Source organism: Bacteroides sp. AF25-38AC (genome assembly GCF_003602995.1).
GTDB classification, from domain to species: Bacteria; Bacteroidota; Bacteroidia; order Bacteroidales; family Bacteroidaceae; genus Bacteroides; species Bacteroides uniformis.
Genome location: NZ_QTMD01000032.1, coordinates 1 through 15,945 on the forward strand (window position 1 = coordinate 1; position 15,945 = coordinate 15,945).

Consider the following 15,945-nt stretch of genomic DNA (forward strand, 5'->3'; position numbering starts at 1 on the left):
AATGTTTTAAGGGGGCAGAATCGCTTGGTTTTAGGGGGCAGCTTACACTGGATTTTCCATTTGGAAAGCCGGAAGAAGAACGGCGTACCAATCGTAGAGAATGTGCCTATCCGTATGCGTGTGATATTTGCCAGCCAGCGCATCGAGTTTACAACGGGCTACCGCATCGATGCAGCCAAATGGGACACCGACAAACAGCGTGTAAAGCCGGGCTGCACCAACAAGCTGAAACAGAGCGCATCCGAAATCAACACCGACCTGCTGCGCTACTATACGGAAATACAGAACATCTTCAAGGAGTTCGAGGTTCAGGGAACCATGCCTACCACCGCACAAGTAAAGGAGGCTTTCAACAACCTGCATAGCGAAAAGAGGGAGGAGGAACAGCAGAAGCCCTTGACGTTCGCACCTATGGAGGTGTTCGGGGAGTTCATCAAGGAATGTGGGACACAGAACGGCTGGTCTGACGCCACTTATGAGAAGTTCGCCGCAGTGAGAAAACACCTTGAGAAGTTCGACAAGGAACTGACCTTCGAGGCACTGGACGAACCCAAGCTGACAAGCTACGTGAATTTCCTCAAGGACGTGGAAGGCTTGCGCAACACGTCCACCATGAAGCAGATAGCCTACCTGAAATGGTTCCTGCGGTGGTGCACCAAGAAAGGGTACTGCATGAACAACGCCTACGAGAGCTTCAACCCGAAGCTGAAAAGCGTCCAAAAGAAGGTGATATTCCTCACATGGGAAGAACTGAACAAACTGAAAGATTACAAGATACCCCCGACCAAGCAATATCTCGAACGGGTAAGGGACGTCTTTCTGTTCTGCTGTTTCAGTGGGCTGCGCTATTCGGACGTGTACAACCTCAAACGGAGCGACATTCGGGACGGGTATATAGAAATCACCACCGTAAAGACTGCTGACCGCCTTGTCATCGAACTGAACAACCACAGCAGGGCGATACTTGACAAATACAAGGACGTGGAGTTTGAAGGACACAAGGCGCTCCCGGTCATCAGCAACCAAAAGATGAACAACTACCTGAAAGAACTGGGAGAACTTGCGGAAATCAACGAGCCGGTAAGCGAGACCTACTACAAGGGCAGTGAGCGTATACACACCATTACACCCAAATACGCGCTGCTGGGCACCCATGCCGGAAGACGGACATTCATCTGTAACGCTTTGGCATTGGGCATCCCCGCACAAGTGGTGATGAAATGGACGGGGCACAGCGACTACAAGGCGATGAAGCCCTACATAGACATAGCCGATGACGTGAAGGCAAACGCAATGAGCAAATTCAACCAACTGTAACTATCACACTATGGAAGAAAGAATAACATCAATGATACCCCGCTACGGGAAGCTCAACAAGATATACACCGAAATAATGTCCGGCGGAAGTTTCTCTTTTGAGAAGCAGCAGTTCATCTCTGATTTTTACAGAGAGTACGGGGACACGCAGACCTTTGAGACGGCACTTATCAGCCTCATGCTTGAAATGAACGCCGCGCACTTCTCCATATTGCTGAACAGCCTGAAACGTGAGATTGAAAGCAACATCTCGACTTACAACACCTGCAAGGAGTTTTTCAACTGTCTCGATACCGGATATGTCTGCCGACAGCATGAAAGCCGTTTTGATTGGGGTATTGACAGACAGATGGAAGTCACAAACGGATATTACCGGGAGCTTATGGAAGCCAACGGCTCTTTGGAGGCGGTAGGTTTCAGGGAACATGACCGTCAGGAAGAGGAACTGCTGGAAAGAAGGTACGAACGGTGCAAACGGGAATACGACAAGGAGAAAGCCAAACTGGATGAACTGTACAGGCAGAAGGAGCAGACAAGGCGGGAAGCCCTGCAATGCCTGCAAAACCGTTGCGGGGACATTTGCAGGCTGGGCGGCTCACTATTGGCAATCCTTGAAAAATACCTGACCGACCAAAAGAAAAAGGAAGGGGAAGAAAAGGGAATGTCCGCATCCGGTACCACCCCGGCAAGCCCGCCCGCCTATTTCCCCATGCGGCTGCTGTCAGCCATTTATGAGAAATGCAACGGTGAACAGTTTGAAACCGTTTCCGAACTGGACTTCTACGCCAACCTAAACCTGCAACCATGCGAAGGCAGACTGAAAATAAGACCGAGGGAGAAGGCACGTGTATGCTATCTCATTTTCCTAATGAGTGAAACGCTGCCCAAACCGGACAGAGAGAAATGGAAAGAGGACATCATGAACCTGCTGGGAATAGACGATGCATACTACAAGTCAAAATACAAAGAGCCCGTTTCCGATTTCCCCAGTGACAGCAACCGGGAATTTGCAAGGGAAATGCGGTCAGTATTCCGATAGCCGGTGATATGTCCCGACATTCCACGATACCACCACTTTTACCACTCAAAATAATTCTCACCACTCTTTATTACTTGCTGATATTTAACAAGATAGCGTGATATTCAAATCGCGCTATCCACATCCTTACCACCCGTACCCGGAAGTAACTTTGCACTGTTCGAACGAGGTAAAAAGCCCATGCGCAGGGCTTGCAGTGTAAACTTAATCTTATCAAGAAAATGGAAGTGAAAAACCTATTGTCAAAACCCGTATGGCAGATGACGGGCGAGGAATTTATACTCCTGAACCGCCACGCCTTGCAGGAAAATGAAGTGAGAACGGTGCAACCCGCAGCCGACAAGGACAAAAAATACGTGTACGGGATAGGCGGCATAGCCCGGCTGTTCGGGTGCAGTATACCCACAGCAAACCGCATCAAGAAAAGCGGGAGGATAGACAGAGCCATTACGCAGATAGGGCGCAAAATCATCGTCGATGCGGACATGGCGCTGGAACTGGCAGGACGCAAAAGCGGGGGACGCGGATAGGGAGGTGCGGTATGGAAAACAAGGAAAGAAACATCACACCCGAAGAGGCGGTAATCCTATGGCATGCCTCGCGGCTTGACCTCTCGAAAAGCCACGAGCAGGCGCCTGAAATCCTGAAAGTGCAGGGCTCCGTCATCGGCACACTGGGAAATTTCAGCGCGTCAATCGGAAAAGCCAAAAGCAAGAAGACGTTCAACGTCTCCGCAATCGTGGCGGCTGCGCTGAAAAACGGGACGGTACTGAACTATACGGCGGAACTGCCCGAAAACAAACGGAAAATACTCTATGTGGACACCGAGCAGAGCACCTATCACTGTGAGATAGTGGCAAGGCGCAGCCTTCGCATGGCGGGGCTGCCGACCGACAGTAACCATGAGAACCTCGAGTTCCTCGTCCTGCGGAAGTACACGCCCGAAGAGCGCATAGCAATCGTGAAGGAGGCAATCTACCGTACCGAGAATGTTGGGCTGGTAGTCATCGACGGAATACGGGACATGGTGTATGACATCAACAGTTCCGGCGAGTCCACGAAGGTAATCTCCCTGCTGATGACATGGACGGGTGAAAGGAATATCCACATTCACACCATACTGCACCAGAACAAGGGGGACGAGCATGCAAGGGGGCACATCGGAACCGAACTCAGCAACAAGGCGGAAACGGTGCTGCAAGTAGAAAAGGACGAGAAGAACCCCGGTGTAAGCACAGTCAAAACCGCACATATCAGGGCAGTGGACTTCGAGCCATTTGCTTTTCGCATCAACGGGGAGGCATTGCCCGAACTGCTGGAGGACTACCAGTTCAAGGACAAGGACGAGACAAAAGGGAATAGAGGGAAGTTCGACCCGTATAGGGACATCACTGAACAGCAGCACCGCATCGCACTGGAAGCGGCATTCACCCTGAAAGACGAATACGGCTACAAGGAACTTGAAGGGGCTTTGCGGGAAGCATACGCCTCTGTCGGTGTCAAACTCAGTGACCACAGACTGCGTGACCTCATCACCGTATTGAAAAACAAGCGGATGATAGTGCAGGAGAACGGAAGGAAATACACCTTCAAGCCGGACTTCCACTATTAGCGGCGCAGACTGGAAACCGCTTCACGTCAACCGGGGTATATATATGGTGAAGTGAAGTGGAATATTCCGGAATATGGTAAAAACCGCTTCACTTCATTCCCGTACCTATATATACGGAAGTGAAGTGAAGCGGATATATACAGACCGTACCGCAAACATGTACGGGCGAAAAGAAAAAACAATATCCACTTAAACAGAAATCTACATGAATACGAATGAAGCGAAGCAGATACGCATAGAGGAATATCTGCACAGTCTTGGCTACAACCCGGTAAGACGGCAGGGAGACAGCCTATGGTACAAGTCACCGTTCAGGGACGAGCAGGAACCGTCCTTCAAGGTGAACATGGAACGCAACCTATGGTACGATTTTGGCGCGGGCAGGGGCGGGAACATCATCGCACTGGCGCGGGAACTCTACGCATCCGACAGCCTGCCCTACCTCTTGGAACGGATAGCGGAGCAGGCACCCGGCGTGCGCCCGGTCTCCTTCTCTTTTGGCGGGCAACCACTCTCAAAACCGAGCTTCCAGCAGTTGGAAGTGGTGCCGCTTTCTTCCCCCGCCCTATTGTCCTATCTGCGGCAGAGGGGGATAAATACGGAACTGGCAAAAAGAGAATGCAGGGAGGTGCGCTATCTGACCGGCGGCAAACCCTACTTTACCGTTGGTTTTCCCAACCGTTCGGGAGGCTACGAGATACGCAACAAGCTCTTCAAGGGCTGCATAGCACCGAAGGACATCACCCACATACGGCAGGAACAGCCGAAGGAGACCTGCTACCTCTTCGAGGGCTTCATGGACTACCTCTCCTTCCTCACCCTGCGGCTGGAAAGGTGTCCTGACCGTCCCGACCTTGACGGGCAGGATTACATCGTACTGAACTCGACTTCCAACCTCTCCAAGGCAATCCGACCATTGGGCGGTTACGGGCGCATCCACTGTTTCCTCGACAACGACAAGGCGGGAATAGAAGCTGTTCAGGAACTGCGGGAGGAATACGGGCTGCGCGTCCGGGACGCATCTCACATATACGGAGGCTACAACGACCTGAACGATTTCCTGCGGGATAAACAGAACGGACAATCCGAACATCAGCAGCAGAAACCGGAACCGGAGAAAAGCCAACAGAAGACAGAGCAACCGGAGAGGAAAGGCAAAGGTATCAGGATGTAACCGTACAGCCAACGGAAGGCTTTGAAAAAAGCCATAGCTCATTAGGGCTTTTTCTTCACGCAATGCACGCATCGCTAAAAAAGCCCCAATGAGCAAAAGGGACGCCGCCCCTTTTGAAACCCCGCAGCCATACGGCATGGAAGCAAGGCAGGGGAAGTATTAACCGAAAAAATGTATTACAGTTATGGGATATGCAGTTTTGCATTTGGAAAAGGCAAAGGGTGCGGACGGCGCAATGTCCACACACATAGAGCGCACCGTCCATCCGAAGAACGCGGACAGAAAGCGCACGCACCTGAACCGGGAACTGGTGCAGTTTCCCGAAGGGGTGAGGAACCGCACGCAGGCGATAGCGCACCGGATAGAGACGGCGGGCATCAAACGCAAGGTGGGCACCAACCAGGTGAAGGCAATCCGGGTGCTGCTCACCGGAAGCAACAAGGACATGAAACAAATGGAAACGGACGGGCGACTTGACGGCTGGTGCAACGACAACCTGAAATGGCTCCGGGAAACATACGGGGAGCGGAACCTCGTGTCGGCAGTCCTGCACATGGACGAGAAGACGCCGCACATACACGCCACTATCATACCGATAGTGACCGGGGAGCGCAGGAAAGCCAGAAAGGAAGAACAGAACGGGAAAAAGAAATACCGCAAGAAGAACACGCAGGATGTGCGGCTGTGTGCCGATGACGTCATGGCAAGGCACAAGTTGAAACACTATCAGGACACCTACGCACAAGCCATGAGCAAATACGGCTTGCAAAGAGGAATAGACGGTTCACTGGCAAAACATATACCGACCTCACAATATTACAAGGAACTGGTGGAACGGCAGGACAGCCTGCAGGAGAACATAGAAGCCCTGCTGGGGCTGGAAGAGGAGGCACAGAAGAAACTGAAAAAGGTCAAGGGGGAAATCAACGTGCAGAAGATGAAGGGTGCGGCGGTGCACGCAACCACAGCCATAGCGGACGGGGTGAGTTCTCTTTTGGGCGGCAGTAAGGTCAAGAGGCTGGAAGCGGAGAATGAGGGCTTAAAGCAGAATATAGCCAATCTGCAAAGACAAGTACAAGCCGAACAAAGGGAACAGACAAAAATGGAGCACCGCCACAACAGCGAGATAAACAAGATAGACCTGAACTACCAGCAAAAAATCAGGGAATACGACAACAGACTGGAACAGATAGACACCTATTTCCCTATCGTAACGGAACTGCTGCCCATAGCCGAACAATGCCGGGAAGTGGGGTTCACCGAGGAACTGACAAGGCGAATCGTCACCCTACAACCCGTAGAGTTCAAGGGAAGGCTCTATTCGAAAGAGCACCGGGAAAAGTTCAAGACAGACCACTCGACAGCAACCGTAGAGAGAAATCCGCAGGAGAAAGGAAAGTTCCGGCTGTGCATTGACGATATGCCCATACTCGAATGGTTCAGGATGAAGTTTCAGGAACTCAAAGAAAAACTGAGTGTAATCCACACCCAAAAAGAAGAGGACACCCCAAAAAGGGGATTCAGGTTATAAAACACAAGAAAATGAGAAAATTCAAATATATTTAGTTGGGGTTATTTAATTATTTTTCATATTTTTGCATCGGATTGAGCAAAACTCTCTCCAAAACATATTAGAATTTTTAGAAGCGTTATGCTTATCGTTCAGTCGGAAACCTAGGAAATTTCCCAGACATACAAACGATGATAGCATAGTGGTTCTCACGCTATAGCGTGGGCTGCTATTGGTACATCTGTTTGTATAGGCTTTCCTAGGGCCTCCGATTGAAGATGTGAGCATTGCAGTTCCACGCTTTCATGTTTTATTATAATCACTTTCAAGGAACTAGAAAGTTACTACAGTTAATTATGAAAAATTTACTTGGATGCTTATCTATTGTTATTTGTTTCGCTATTCCTGTGGCTATAACTTGTGCTTTAGCGGCGTGGCTATGTGATATTGAACCTGATAAAACCTATACTTGGTATTCAGGGATATGGCATGGTTTGTTTTGCATACCCAATTGGATTAGATCCTTTTTTTATAGTGATGTGCTTTGTAAAGCCAATTACTACACTACGGGTTATAATGTTTGGTGGTGGATTACGTTTATTTGGGTATTATTAGGCATTGTTGCTGGTGGTGGAAAGGCACGTAATTAAATTCATGTTAGATTGATTTCATCTTGATTAATTAATCACAAATTAGAGTACATGTAATGAAACGATATTTAGTTATTTGGAGTATTTTTTTATTAGCATCGTGTCAACATCAAGCGTCAAAAGAAAAAGCGTTAGAATATTGGGATAATAATCAATTCCAACTCGCTTTGAATGAAATCTGTAATGCGATAGAGTTATATCCCGATAGCAGTAGCCTCTATTTCTTACGAATGAGAATCTACGAAATAATGTCAAGATACGATGAAGAACTGAAAGATTTAGATAGAATTATACAACTTAACCAAAATAGAGAAGAGGTTATGATTGCATACTATCAAAGAGCAACAGTGAAATCAAAATTAGGATTATTTAAGGAAGCATTAGTGGACATCAATTACTTTATCTCACGGCAAAAAGTTTTAAATGTTGATTTAACTGGGGCTTATATTAATAAAGCATCAATTTTGTATCAACTAAATAATAAGGATGAAGCCAAATATTTTTATTCTAAGGCATTGTTTAATGCTACTAACGAAGATAAAGTTTTGATATATGTAGGTCTCTCTAATTTGGCGGATAATTCGCAAGATGCATTGGAACTATTGGATAAGGCTTTAAAAATAGATGGAAATAATGCTTTGGTTTTAGCAAATAGAGCGACGATTTATTTAGAACAGGGGGATATAGAGAAGGCTATTTCCGATTCAAAGAAATCATTCTATATAGATCCATATAATGCATCTAATAATTTTAATATAGGTCAAATATATGCTCATCATTTGAATAATCCGGATTCAGCTATGAAGTATTTTGAAAGAACAATTAAGTTGGAATCACAATCAACTCAAAGCGCATCTGCTTACATCAATCTAGCAATAATGGAAAATCAAGCTGGAAACCCTAAAAAAGCATGCCAATATGCAGAAAAAGCTGTTGAATTGATACCTAACAATGATGAATTTCAATATAATTATGCACATATTTTATCTGATATGAAGAAGAATAAAGAAGCAATAGATGCAATATCTAAAGCTATTGCAATCAATCCGCAAGAGGTTGAATATTATAATATGAAAGGAGCTATATTAATAGAAATGTTGCAATTTAAGGATGCAGTAAGTATTTTCCAAAAGTGTATAGAAATCAATCCTAATTTTGGAGCAGCATATTACAATCTTGGATATATTTATGAACAACTAGATAATCATGAACAATCAATCAACTTTTATAATAAGGCGATGCTATTAGGTTTTGATTTACAGTCAACTCTTGTAAATTTAGCACTTCAAGAAATAAAAGTTAATAAAGTATCAGATGCTTGCTCCCATTTAGAAAGAGCCTACGAATTAGGAAGGATGGATGTAAAACCCCTTATTGACAAATATCGCAATTATAAAACCAAATAAATCCTTTATAAGAAACAGATTTAGAACCTTATGACTGCACAAAGAAGAGAACATTTAGTTTATAATAATAAAGAATATTATCTTACAACGGAACCTTTGCATTTATATCTGAAAGATAACAATATTTCTTTCAAGTGCTGTACAACCAACTGCTGGAGGGGGTATGTGGGCTATTGGAGTATAGAAAAGAACAAGCTCTATTTAACGGATTTAAAGGCTTATATTGAGAATTTTCAGGAGGTTGGTCTAGATTATTTATTTCCTGATAAAAAGAAAGTATTTGCAGAATGGTTTTCTGGGGAAATACGTATTCCTCATGGCAAAATGATGAAATATATACATCAAGGATATGCTTCTTTGTATGAAACAGAACTCTTTATAAAGATTGAAAAAGGCTTTGTCGTTGATCAATATGAAATAGACAATACTCATTTGTATGATGACAAAGCAGGTATGGAAGCACGAAATATGGAAGATTTAATACAAGCGATATTGGGAGTAAAGCCTCGGAAAATAAAACCTCATAAGAAAAAAGGCATACTTTTCAGAATAATTGAACGAATGTCTAATTCTCTTTTTAAGGAAAAATAGAATTATGTTTTCGGTGAACTAGCCTTGCGACTTCAAACATCAAATAAAATAAAACACCCAATTTTACATTATAGGGTGTAAAATTGGGTGTTTTATTTGTAATTTATTGGTTTTCAATATTTACTGCGGTGCGTACGGGACTCGAACCCGTGACCCCATGCGTGACAGGCATGTATTCTAACCAACTGAACTAACGCACCATTATTTCATTCTTTCGTTGCTATCTCTCTTGATTGCGGTTGCAAAGGTAGGCATTTCTTTGATATCTGCAATAGCTATGGCGAACTTTTTTCCAAGCGTTTTGTGCTGTATTTGCTTTATATCCTCATATTGAGAAGATTGGAAAAATAAGAGAAAAGTAAATTTAACAACTGTTTAGAAATACGTTTATGCACTGTTTTATTCTTGATATGAAAACCTTTCCTGGAGAAAACGAAACATTTCGGAGCTTGTTTTAAACTTCTTGCTCGAAAAGTTCGTTGTTTTGCAATAAATCGTTATTTTTGCGAACTCAAAAAGAGAATGTTGTAATTTGAAAAATGATAAAAAACATTTTAGGATGATGAAAACAGCCAAACTGTTGCTACACTGCCCTGACAAACCAGGCATATTGGCAGAAGTAACAGACTTTATAACGGTGAATAAAGGTAATATTATCTATCTGGATCAGTATGTAGACCATGTAGAGAATATCTTTTTTATGCGTATTGAATGGGAATTGAAAGATTTTCTGGTGCCTCAGGAAAAGATTGAGGATTATTTTGCCACTTTGTATGCACAGAAATATGAGATGAATTTCCGTCTCTATTTCTCCGATACAAAACCGCGTATGGCTATCTTTGTTTCAAAGATGTCCCATTGCTTGTTCGACTTGTTGGCGCGTTACACCGCTGGTGAGTGGAATGTGGAGATACCTCTTATTATAAGCAATCATCCCGATTTGCAGCACGTGGCCGAGCGTTTCGGTATTCCTTTCCATCTTTTCCCCATTACCAAAGAGACAAAGGAGGAACAAGAGAAGAAGGAAATGGAGTTACTGGCAAAGCATAAGATAACTTTCATAGTGCTGGCGCGCTACATGCAGGTCATTTCCGAGCAAATGATAAACGCTTATCCCAATAGGATAATCAACATTCATCACTCTTTCCTTCCGGCATTTGTGGGAGCGAAGCCCTATCATGCTGCGTTTGAACGTGGAGTGAAGATTATTGGAGCTACCAGCCACTATGTTACCACAGAGTTGGATGCCGGTCCCATCATAGAGCAGGATGTGGTGCGTATTACACACAAGGACACTGTGCAGGATTTGGTGAACAAGGGTAAGGACTTGGAAAAGATTGTGCTTTCTCGTGCTGTTCAGAAGCATATTGAACGCAAGGTGTTGGCATATAAGAACAAAACGGTAATATTTAATTAGTTGATAGTTGATAATTGATAGTTGATGGTGGGGAACTTGTCATTACCTTTCAATTATTACCTTTCAATGGTCAATTCTCAATTAAAAAAATGAAAGTTGCAGTTGTCAAATATAATGCAGGCAATATCCGTTCGGTGGATTATGCTTTGAAGCGTCTGGGAGTAGAGGCAGTGATTACGGCAGATGAGGCTGTGCTACGTGCTGCCGATAAGGTTATCTTTCCCGGTGTGGGAGAGGCGGAAACCACTATGGACTTTTTGCGTGCCGGTGGTATGGATAGGCTGATAAAGGAGTTACGCCAGCCGGTATTGGGCATTTGCCTGGGCATGCAGTTGATGTGCCGCCACTCTGAAGAGGGGGATGTGGATTGCCTGGGTATTTTTGATACTGATGTGAAACGTTTCATTTCGCAGAGGCACGAGGATAAAGTACCTCATATGGGATGGAATACCATTGCCCGGACGAATAGCGGACTTTTTAAAGGCTTTACTAAAGAAGAGTTTGTTTATTTCGTACATAGTTTCTATGTGCCAGTCAATGATTGTACGGCAGCCGTGACGGATTACATTCATCCGTTCAGTGCCGCTTTGCATAAAAGCAATTACTACGCCACACAGTTCCATCCGGAAAAGAGTGGAAGTGTGGGAGAGCGTATTTTGCGGAATTTCCTGGAACTGTAAATCGTCAAATTGTAAATAAAATGATAGAACTGATTCCCGCTATTGACATTATTGACGGAAAATGTGTACGCCTTTCCCAAGGCGATTATGACAGCAAGAAGGTGTACAACGAAAATCCCGTGGAAGTGGCTCTGGAGCTGGAGGCTCATGGTATCCGTAGACTTCATGTGGTCGATTTGGACGGTGCGGCTTCCCATCATGTGGTAAACTACCGCACGTTGGAACAGATAGCTGTGCGTACGTCTCTTATTATTGATTTTGGAGGTGGGGTGAAGAGTGATGAAGATTTGGTGATAGCTTTTGAGAACGGTGCGCAGATGGTGACCGGCGGCAGCATTGCTGTGAAGAATCCCGAATTGTTCTGTAAGTGGCTTCAAATGTATGGCTCCGAGAAGATTATTCTTGGTGCTGATGTGAAAGAGCATAAAATAGCCGTCAATGGTTGGAAGGATGAGAGTGGCTGCGAACTGTTTCCGTTCTTGAAAGACTATGTAGAGAAGGGGGTCTGTAAGGTTATCTGTACTGATATCAGTTGTGACGGAATGCTGCAAGGACCATCGATAGCGCTGTATAAGGAGATACTGGAGCATCATCCAGAACTCTATCTGATAGCCAGTGGAGGCGTAAGCTGTGCCGATGATATACGCCAGCTGGAAGCCGCCGGCATACCTGCCGTTATTTTCGGTAAGGCTCTGTACGAAGGCCGCATCACCTTCAAAGAGTTGGAAAACTTTGTTAGTTGAAAGGTGAAAATTAATCACTTATAACTTATAACTTATAACTCAAACCGCCGTGTTAGCAAAAAGAATCATTCCTTGCCTCGACATTAAAGATGGGCAGACCGTGAAAGGTACCAATTTCGTGAACCTCCGCCAGGCGGGCGACCCGGTAGAACTGGCGCGTGCTTATAGTGAGCAGGGTGCCGACGAACTGGTTTTTCTCGACATCACAGCCAGTTTTGAAGGCCGTAAGACTTTCACTGAATTGGTGAAACGCATAGCTGCGAATATCAGCATTCCTTTTACTGTAGGTGGAGGCATTCATGAACTGGGTGACGTGGATAGGCTACTGAATGCAGGTGCCGATAAAATCTCCATCAATTCCTCAGCTATCCGCCGTCCCGGATTGATAGACGAGATTGCGAAGAACTTCGGTTCTCAGGTTTGTGTACTGGCAGTTGATGCCAAACAGACAGAGAAGGGATGGCGGTGCTACTTGAACGGTGGTCGTGTGGAAACGGATAAGGAACTGTTTGCGTGGACAAAAGAAGCCCAGGAACGTGGTGCGGGCGAGATATTGTTCACCAGCATGAATCACGACGGTGTCAAGACCGGTTATGCCAATGAAGCGCTTTCCAGCCTTGCCGACGGATTGTCCATCCCCATCATTGCATCGGGAGGGGCAGGTGCCAAAGAACATTTTCGTGACGTCTTTTTGCAGGGAAAAGCAGATGCTGCCCTGGCAGCCAGTGTTTTTCATTTCGGAGAAATCAAAATTCCCGAATTAAAATCGTATCTTTGTGCCCAAGGAATTGCGATGAGAAGATGAAGGTGAGTTTACGATTGGACGATTTACGATTTACGATTGGGATTACTCAAGCAAATCATAAGTCTCCAGTCACTTAAAGTAATATCAATCGTAAATAGTAAATAGCTAAATCGTAAATAGAATGGATTTTGACAAGATGAACGGACTCGTTCCGGCGATTATACAAGATGCAGATACCGCTAAGGTGCTGATGCTTGGCTTCATGAACAAGGAGGCTTATGACAAGACGGTGGAAACTGGAAAGGTGACTTTCTTCAGCCGTACCAAGAACCGCCTTTGGACGAAAGGCGAGGAGAGTGGCAACTTCCTGAATGTGGTTTCCATGAAGGAAGACTGTGACCGGGATACGTTACTGGTGCAGGTACATCCCGTAGGCCCGGTTTGCCATACCGGTACAGATACTTGCTGGGGTGAGAAGAACGAACAGCCGGTTATGTTTCTAAAGCTTCTTCAGGATTTCATCTGTAAGCGTTATGATGAAATGCCCGAAGGTTCCTATACGACCAGTCTTTTCCAGTCCGGTATCAACAAAATGGCACAGAAGGTAGGCGAAGAGGCTGTGGAAACCGTCATTGAGGCTTGCAACGGTACGGACGAACGCCTGATTTATGAAGGAGCTGATTTGTTGTATCACCTCATCGTGCTGCTCACATCCAAAGGATACCGCATTGAAGACCTTGCGCGTGAATTGGAGGAACGTCACAGTGCGACGTGGAAGAAACATTAAGTAATTAAAAATTAATAATTAAAATGGGGGTGGGCGAGGCGCTGATAAGATATACGGACGTAGAGATACACCAGCAGGAGTTGTGCGTACTGAACGATGTGAATTTGGAACTTCACAAAGGGGAGTTCGTGTACCTGGTAGGTAAAGTGGGCTCCGGCAAGACGAGCCTGCTCAAGACTTTCTATGGCGAACTGGATATTGCATCGGGCGAGGCTGAAGTATTGGGGTATGACATGCTCCATATTAAGCGTAAGCACATCCCGCAGTTGCGCCGCAAGCTGGGAATCGTATTCCAGGACTTCCAGTTGCTGACAGACCGTACGGTGTACGACAACCTTGAATTTGTTCTCCGTGCTACCGGTTGGAAGAGCAAAGGGGAGATTAAGGACAAAATAGAAGAGGTGTTGAACCTGGTGGGGATGAGCAACAAAGGATATAAGCTGCCTAATGAACTGTCGGGTGGTGAGCAACAGCGCATTGTGATTGCGCGTGCAGTGCTCAACTCTCCGGAGATAATCCTTGCGGATGAGCCTACCGGAAACCTGGATTCGGAAACCGGACATGCCATTGCAGAACTTCTGCACGGCATCAGTGAAGCCGGCGCACTGGTGGTGATGACCACGCACAACCTGCAGCTGCTGCGAGAGTTTCCCGGCAAGGTGTACCGGTGCGCAGACCATCTGATGACTGATGTTACAGCAGAATACGCCCCTGCAATAACCAATGATTAGTAGTTAAGTAGTTATCTCTAACTACTGATTCTTATAAAGAACAGAAATTAACGATAAAGCTCCGCAGCTGCCTACTTGTAGCTCGTAGCTTGTAACTATAAACTAATTAATACAGGAACGAAAATGAAAGTTTTAAAGTTTGGAGGTACTTCAGTAGGTTCGGCTCAGCGAATGAAGGAAGTGGCCAAATTGATTACCGATGGTGAACGTAAGATTGTGGTTCTCTCTGCCATGTCGGGTACCACAAACACATTGGTTGAGATTTCGGACTATCTGTACAAGAAGAATCCGGAAGGTGCCAACGAGATTATCAACAAGCTGGAAAGTAAATATCGCCAGCACATTGATGAACTCTTTGCTACTCCGGAGTATAAACAGAAAGGCCTGGAACTCATCAAATCACATTTTGACTATATCCGTTCTTATACCAAAGACCTCTTCACTCTGTTTGAGGAGAAAGTGGTGTTGGCTCAGGGCGAGTTGATTTCCACCGCCATGATGAACTACTATCTGCAGGAATGCGGCGTGAAGTCTGTGTTGCTTCCGGCTTTAGAATACATGCGTACGGACAAGAATGCCGAGCCCGATCCGGTCTATATCAAGGACAAGCTCCAGGTTCAGCTGGAACTGCATCCGGATGCTGAGATTTATATCACTCAGGGGTACATCTGCCGCAACGCCTACGGCGAGATAGACAATCTGCAGCGTGGCGGAAGCGACTATACGGCTTCGCTGATTGGTGCTGCCATCAACGCTTCCGAAATCCAGATTTGGACGGATATCGACGGCATGCACAACAACGACCCCCGTATTGTGGACAAGACTGCGCCGGTGCGTCATCTGCATTTCGAAGAGGCCGCCGAGCTGGCATACTTCGGTGCCAAGATTCTGCACCCTACCTGCATCCAGCCTGCCAAGTATGCCAATATCCCCGTCCGTCTGCTCAATACGATGGACCCCACTGCTCCGGGTACGCTGATTTCCAATGATACGGAGAAGGGTAAGATTAAGGCGGTGGCTGCCAAGGACAACATTACGGCCATCAAGATAAAATCCAGCCGCATGTTGCTTGCTCACGGATTCTTGCGTAAGGTTTTCGAGATATTCGAGAGCTACCAGACTTCCATCGATATGATTTGTACTTCAGAAGTGGGTGTGTCCGTATCTATCGATAATGTGAAGCATCTCAATGAAATTCTGGATGACTTGAAGAAGTATGGCACAGTGACGGTGGACAAGGACATGTGCATCATCTGCGTGGTGGGCGACCTCGAATGGGAAAACGTCGGTTTCGAAGCCAAGGCATTGGATGCCATGCGCGACATACCGGTACGTATGATTTCTTTCGGTGGTAGCAACTATAATATTTCTTTCCTCATCCGCGAGTGCGACAAGAAGGCAGCGTTGCAGTCACTCAGTGATGCGCTGTTCAATGAGGAATAACTCTTGATATTTTTCAGACGCAGATTACACAGATGACGCAGATTCTTTTTGCTTCCTATTTGTGTAATCTGCGTCATCTGCGTCTGAAAAATTATTTGTA

The 15,945-nt window shown here is 45.7% G+C and carries 16 protein-coding genes and 1 tRNA gene; 16 read left to right on the forward strand and 1 reads right to left on the reverse strand.

The genetic code is table 11. The features are described from left to right. Positions 1 to 51: 51 nt before the first annotated feature. The 9 genes from DWY55_RS17730 to DWY55_RS17770 all read left to right on the forward strand — a co-directional run bounded on the left by DWY55_RS17730 (position 52) and on the right by DWY55_RS17770 (position 9,299). A complete protein-coding gene (locus tag DWY55_RS17730) occupies positions 52 to 1,317 on the forward strand; it encodes a site-specific integrase (protein ID WP_120178233.1) in 1,266 nt (421 codons plus the stop codon). 10 nt (positions 1,318 to 1,327) lie between these two features. Continuing rightward, positions 1,328 to 2,356 carry a hypothetical protein gene (locus DWY55_RS17735; protein WP_120178219.1) on the forward strand — a complete coding sequence of 343 codons (1,029 nt, stop codon included), beginning with the start codon at positions 1,328 to 1,330 and terminating at the stop codon, positions 2,354 to 2,356. Between the two features lie 221 nt (positions 2,357 to 2,577). Next, the gene (locus tag DWY55_RS17740) at positions 2,578 to 2,886 is read left to right on the forward strand and encodes a DUF3853 family protein (protein WP_120178221.1); all 309 of its coding nucleotides are present in this window, start codon (positions 2,578 to 2,580) and stop codon (positions 2,884 to 2,886) included. An 11-nt stretch (positions 2,887 to 2,897) separates the two neighbouring features. Then, entirely contained in the window at positions 2,898 to 3,968 is a 1,071-nt protein-coding gene (locus tag DWY55_RS17745; protein ID WP_120178223.1) for an AAA family ATPase, read from the forward strand. A 205-nt stretch (positions 3,969 to 4,173) separates the two neighbouring features. After that, positions 4,174 to 5,142, forward strand: a complete 969-nt coding sequence (locus DWY55_RS17750; protein ID WP_120178225.1) for a toprim domain-containing protein — start codon at positions 4,174 to 4,176, stop codon at positions 5,140 to 5,142. 184 nt (positions 5,143 to 5,326) lie between these two features. Beyond that, positions 5,327 to 6,673: a MobV family relaxase gene (gene mobV / locus DWY55_RS17755; RefSeq protein ID WP_120178227.1), complete on the forward strand. Its 1,347-nt coding sequence runs from the start codon at positions 5,327 to 5,329 to the stop codon at positions 6,671 to 6,673. Positions 6,674 to 7,008: 335 nt separating this feature from the next. Then, the gene (locus DWY55_RS17760; protein ID WP_133303490.1) at positions 7,009 to 7,302 is read left to right on the forward strand and encodes a hypothetical protein; all 294 of its coding nucleotides are present in this window, start codon (positions 7,009 to 7,011) and stop codon (positions 7,300 to 7,302) included. 56 nt (positions 7,303 to 7,358) lie between these two features. Further along, complete coding sequence (locus DWY55_RS17765; protein WP_120178229.1) at positions 7,359 to 8,708, forward strand: tetratricopeptide repeat protein; 1,350 nt, start codon at positions 7,359 to 7,361, stop codon at positions 8,706 to 8,708. A 30-nt stretch (positions 8,709 to 8,738) separates the two neighbouring features. Continuing rightward, a complete protein-coding gene (locus tag DWY55_RS17770; RefSeq protein WP_120175768.1) occupies positions 8,739 to 9,299 on the forward strand; it encodes a hypothetical protein in 561 nt (186 codons plus the stop codon). 126 nt (positions 9,300 to 9,425) lie between these two features. Here the strand turns inward: DWY55_RS17770 and DWY55_RS17775 are convergent. Beyond that, a tRNA-Asp gene (locus DWY55_RS17775) sits at positions 9,426 to 9,499 on the reverse strand. Positions 9,500 to 9,858: 359 nt separating this feature from the next. Between DWY55_RS17775 and purU the strand changes: the two genes are divergently transcribed. The 7 genes from purU to DWY55_RS17810 all read left to right on the forward strand — a co-directional run bounded on the left by purU (position 9,859) and on the right by DWY55_RS17810 (position 15,845). Further along, on the forward strand, positions 9,859 to 10,716 hold the full coding sequence (purU, locus tag DWY55_RS17780; protein WP_005831431.1) for a formyltetrahydrofolate deformylase: 858 nt from the start codon (positions 9,859 to 9,861) through the stop codon (positions 10,714 to 10,716). 89 nt (positions 10,717 to 10,805) lie between these two features. Next, the gene (gene hisH, locus DWY55_RS17785; protein WP_022402026.1) at positions 10,806 to 11,396 is read left to right on the forward strand and encodes an imidazole glycerol phosphate synthase subunit HisH; all 591 of its coding nucleotides are present in this window, start codon (positions 10,806 to 10,808) and stop codon (positions 11,394 to 11,396) included. Between the two features lie 20 nt (positions 11,397 to 11,416). Beyond that, on the forward strand, positions 11,417 to 12,139 hold the full coding sequence (hisA, locus tag DWY55_RS17790) for a 1-(5-phosphoribosyl)-5-[(5-phosphoribosylamino)methylideneamino]imidazole-4-carboxamide isomerase (protein ID WP_022402027.1): 723 nt from the start codon (positions 11,417 to 11,419) through the stop codon (positions 12,137 to 12,139). 49 nt (positions 12,140 to 12,188) lie between these two features. Further along, positions 12,189 to 12,944: an imidazole glycerol phosphate synthase subunit HisF gene (hisF, locus tag DWY55_RS17795; RefSeq protein ID WP_022402028.1), complete on the forward strand. Its 756-nt coding sequence runs from the start codon at positions 12,189 to 12,191 to the stop codon at positions 12,942 to 12,944. A 121-nt stretch (positions 12,945 to 13,065) separates the two neighbouring features. Then, positions 13,066 to 13,671, forward strand: a complete 606-nt coding sequence (gene hisIE, locus DWY55_RS17800) for a bifunctional phosphoribosyl-AMP cyclohydrolase/phosphoribosyl-ATP diphosphatase HisIE (protein ID WP_009038209.1) — start codon at positions 13,066 to 13,068, stop codon at positions 13,669 to 13,671. Between the two features lie 23 nt (positions 13,672 to 13,694). Continuing rightward, complete coding sequence (locus tag DWY55_RS17805) at positions 13,695 to 14,402, forward strand: cell division ATP-binding protein FtsE (protein ID WP_005831420.1); 708 nt, start codon at positions 13,695 to 13,697, stop codon at positions 14,400 to 14,402. A 123-nt stretch (positions 14,403 to 14,525) separates the two neighbouring features. Further along, a complete protein-coding gene (locus DWY55_RS17810) occupies positions 14,526 to 15,845 on the forward strand; it encodes an aspartate kinase (RefSeq protein ID WP_005831418.1) in 1,320 nt (439 codons plus the stop codon). The last annotated feature ends 100 nt before the right edge of the window (positions 15,846 to 15,945 follow it).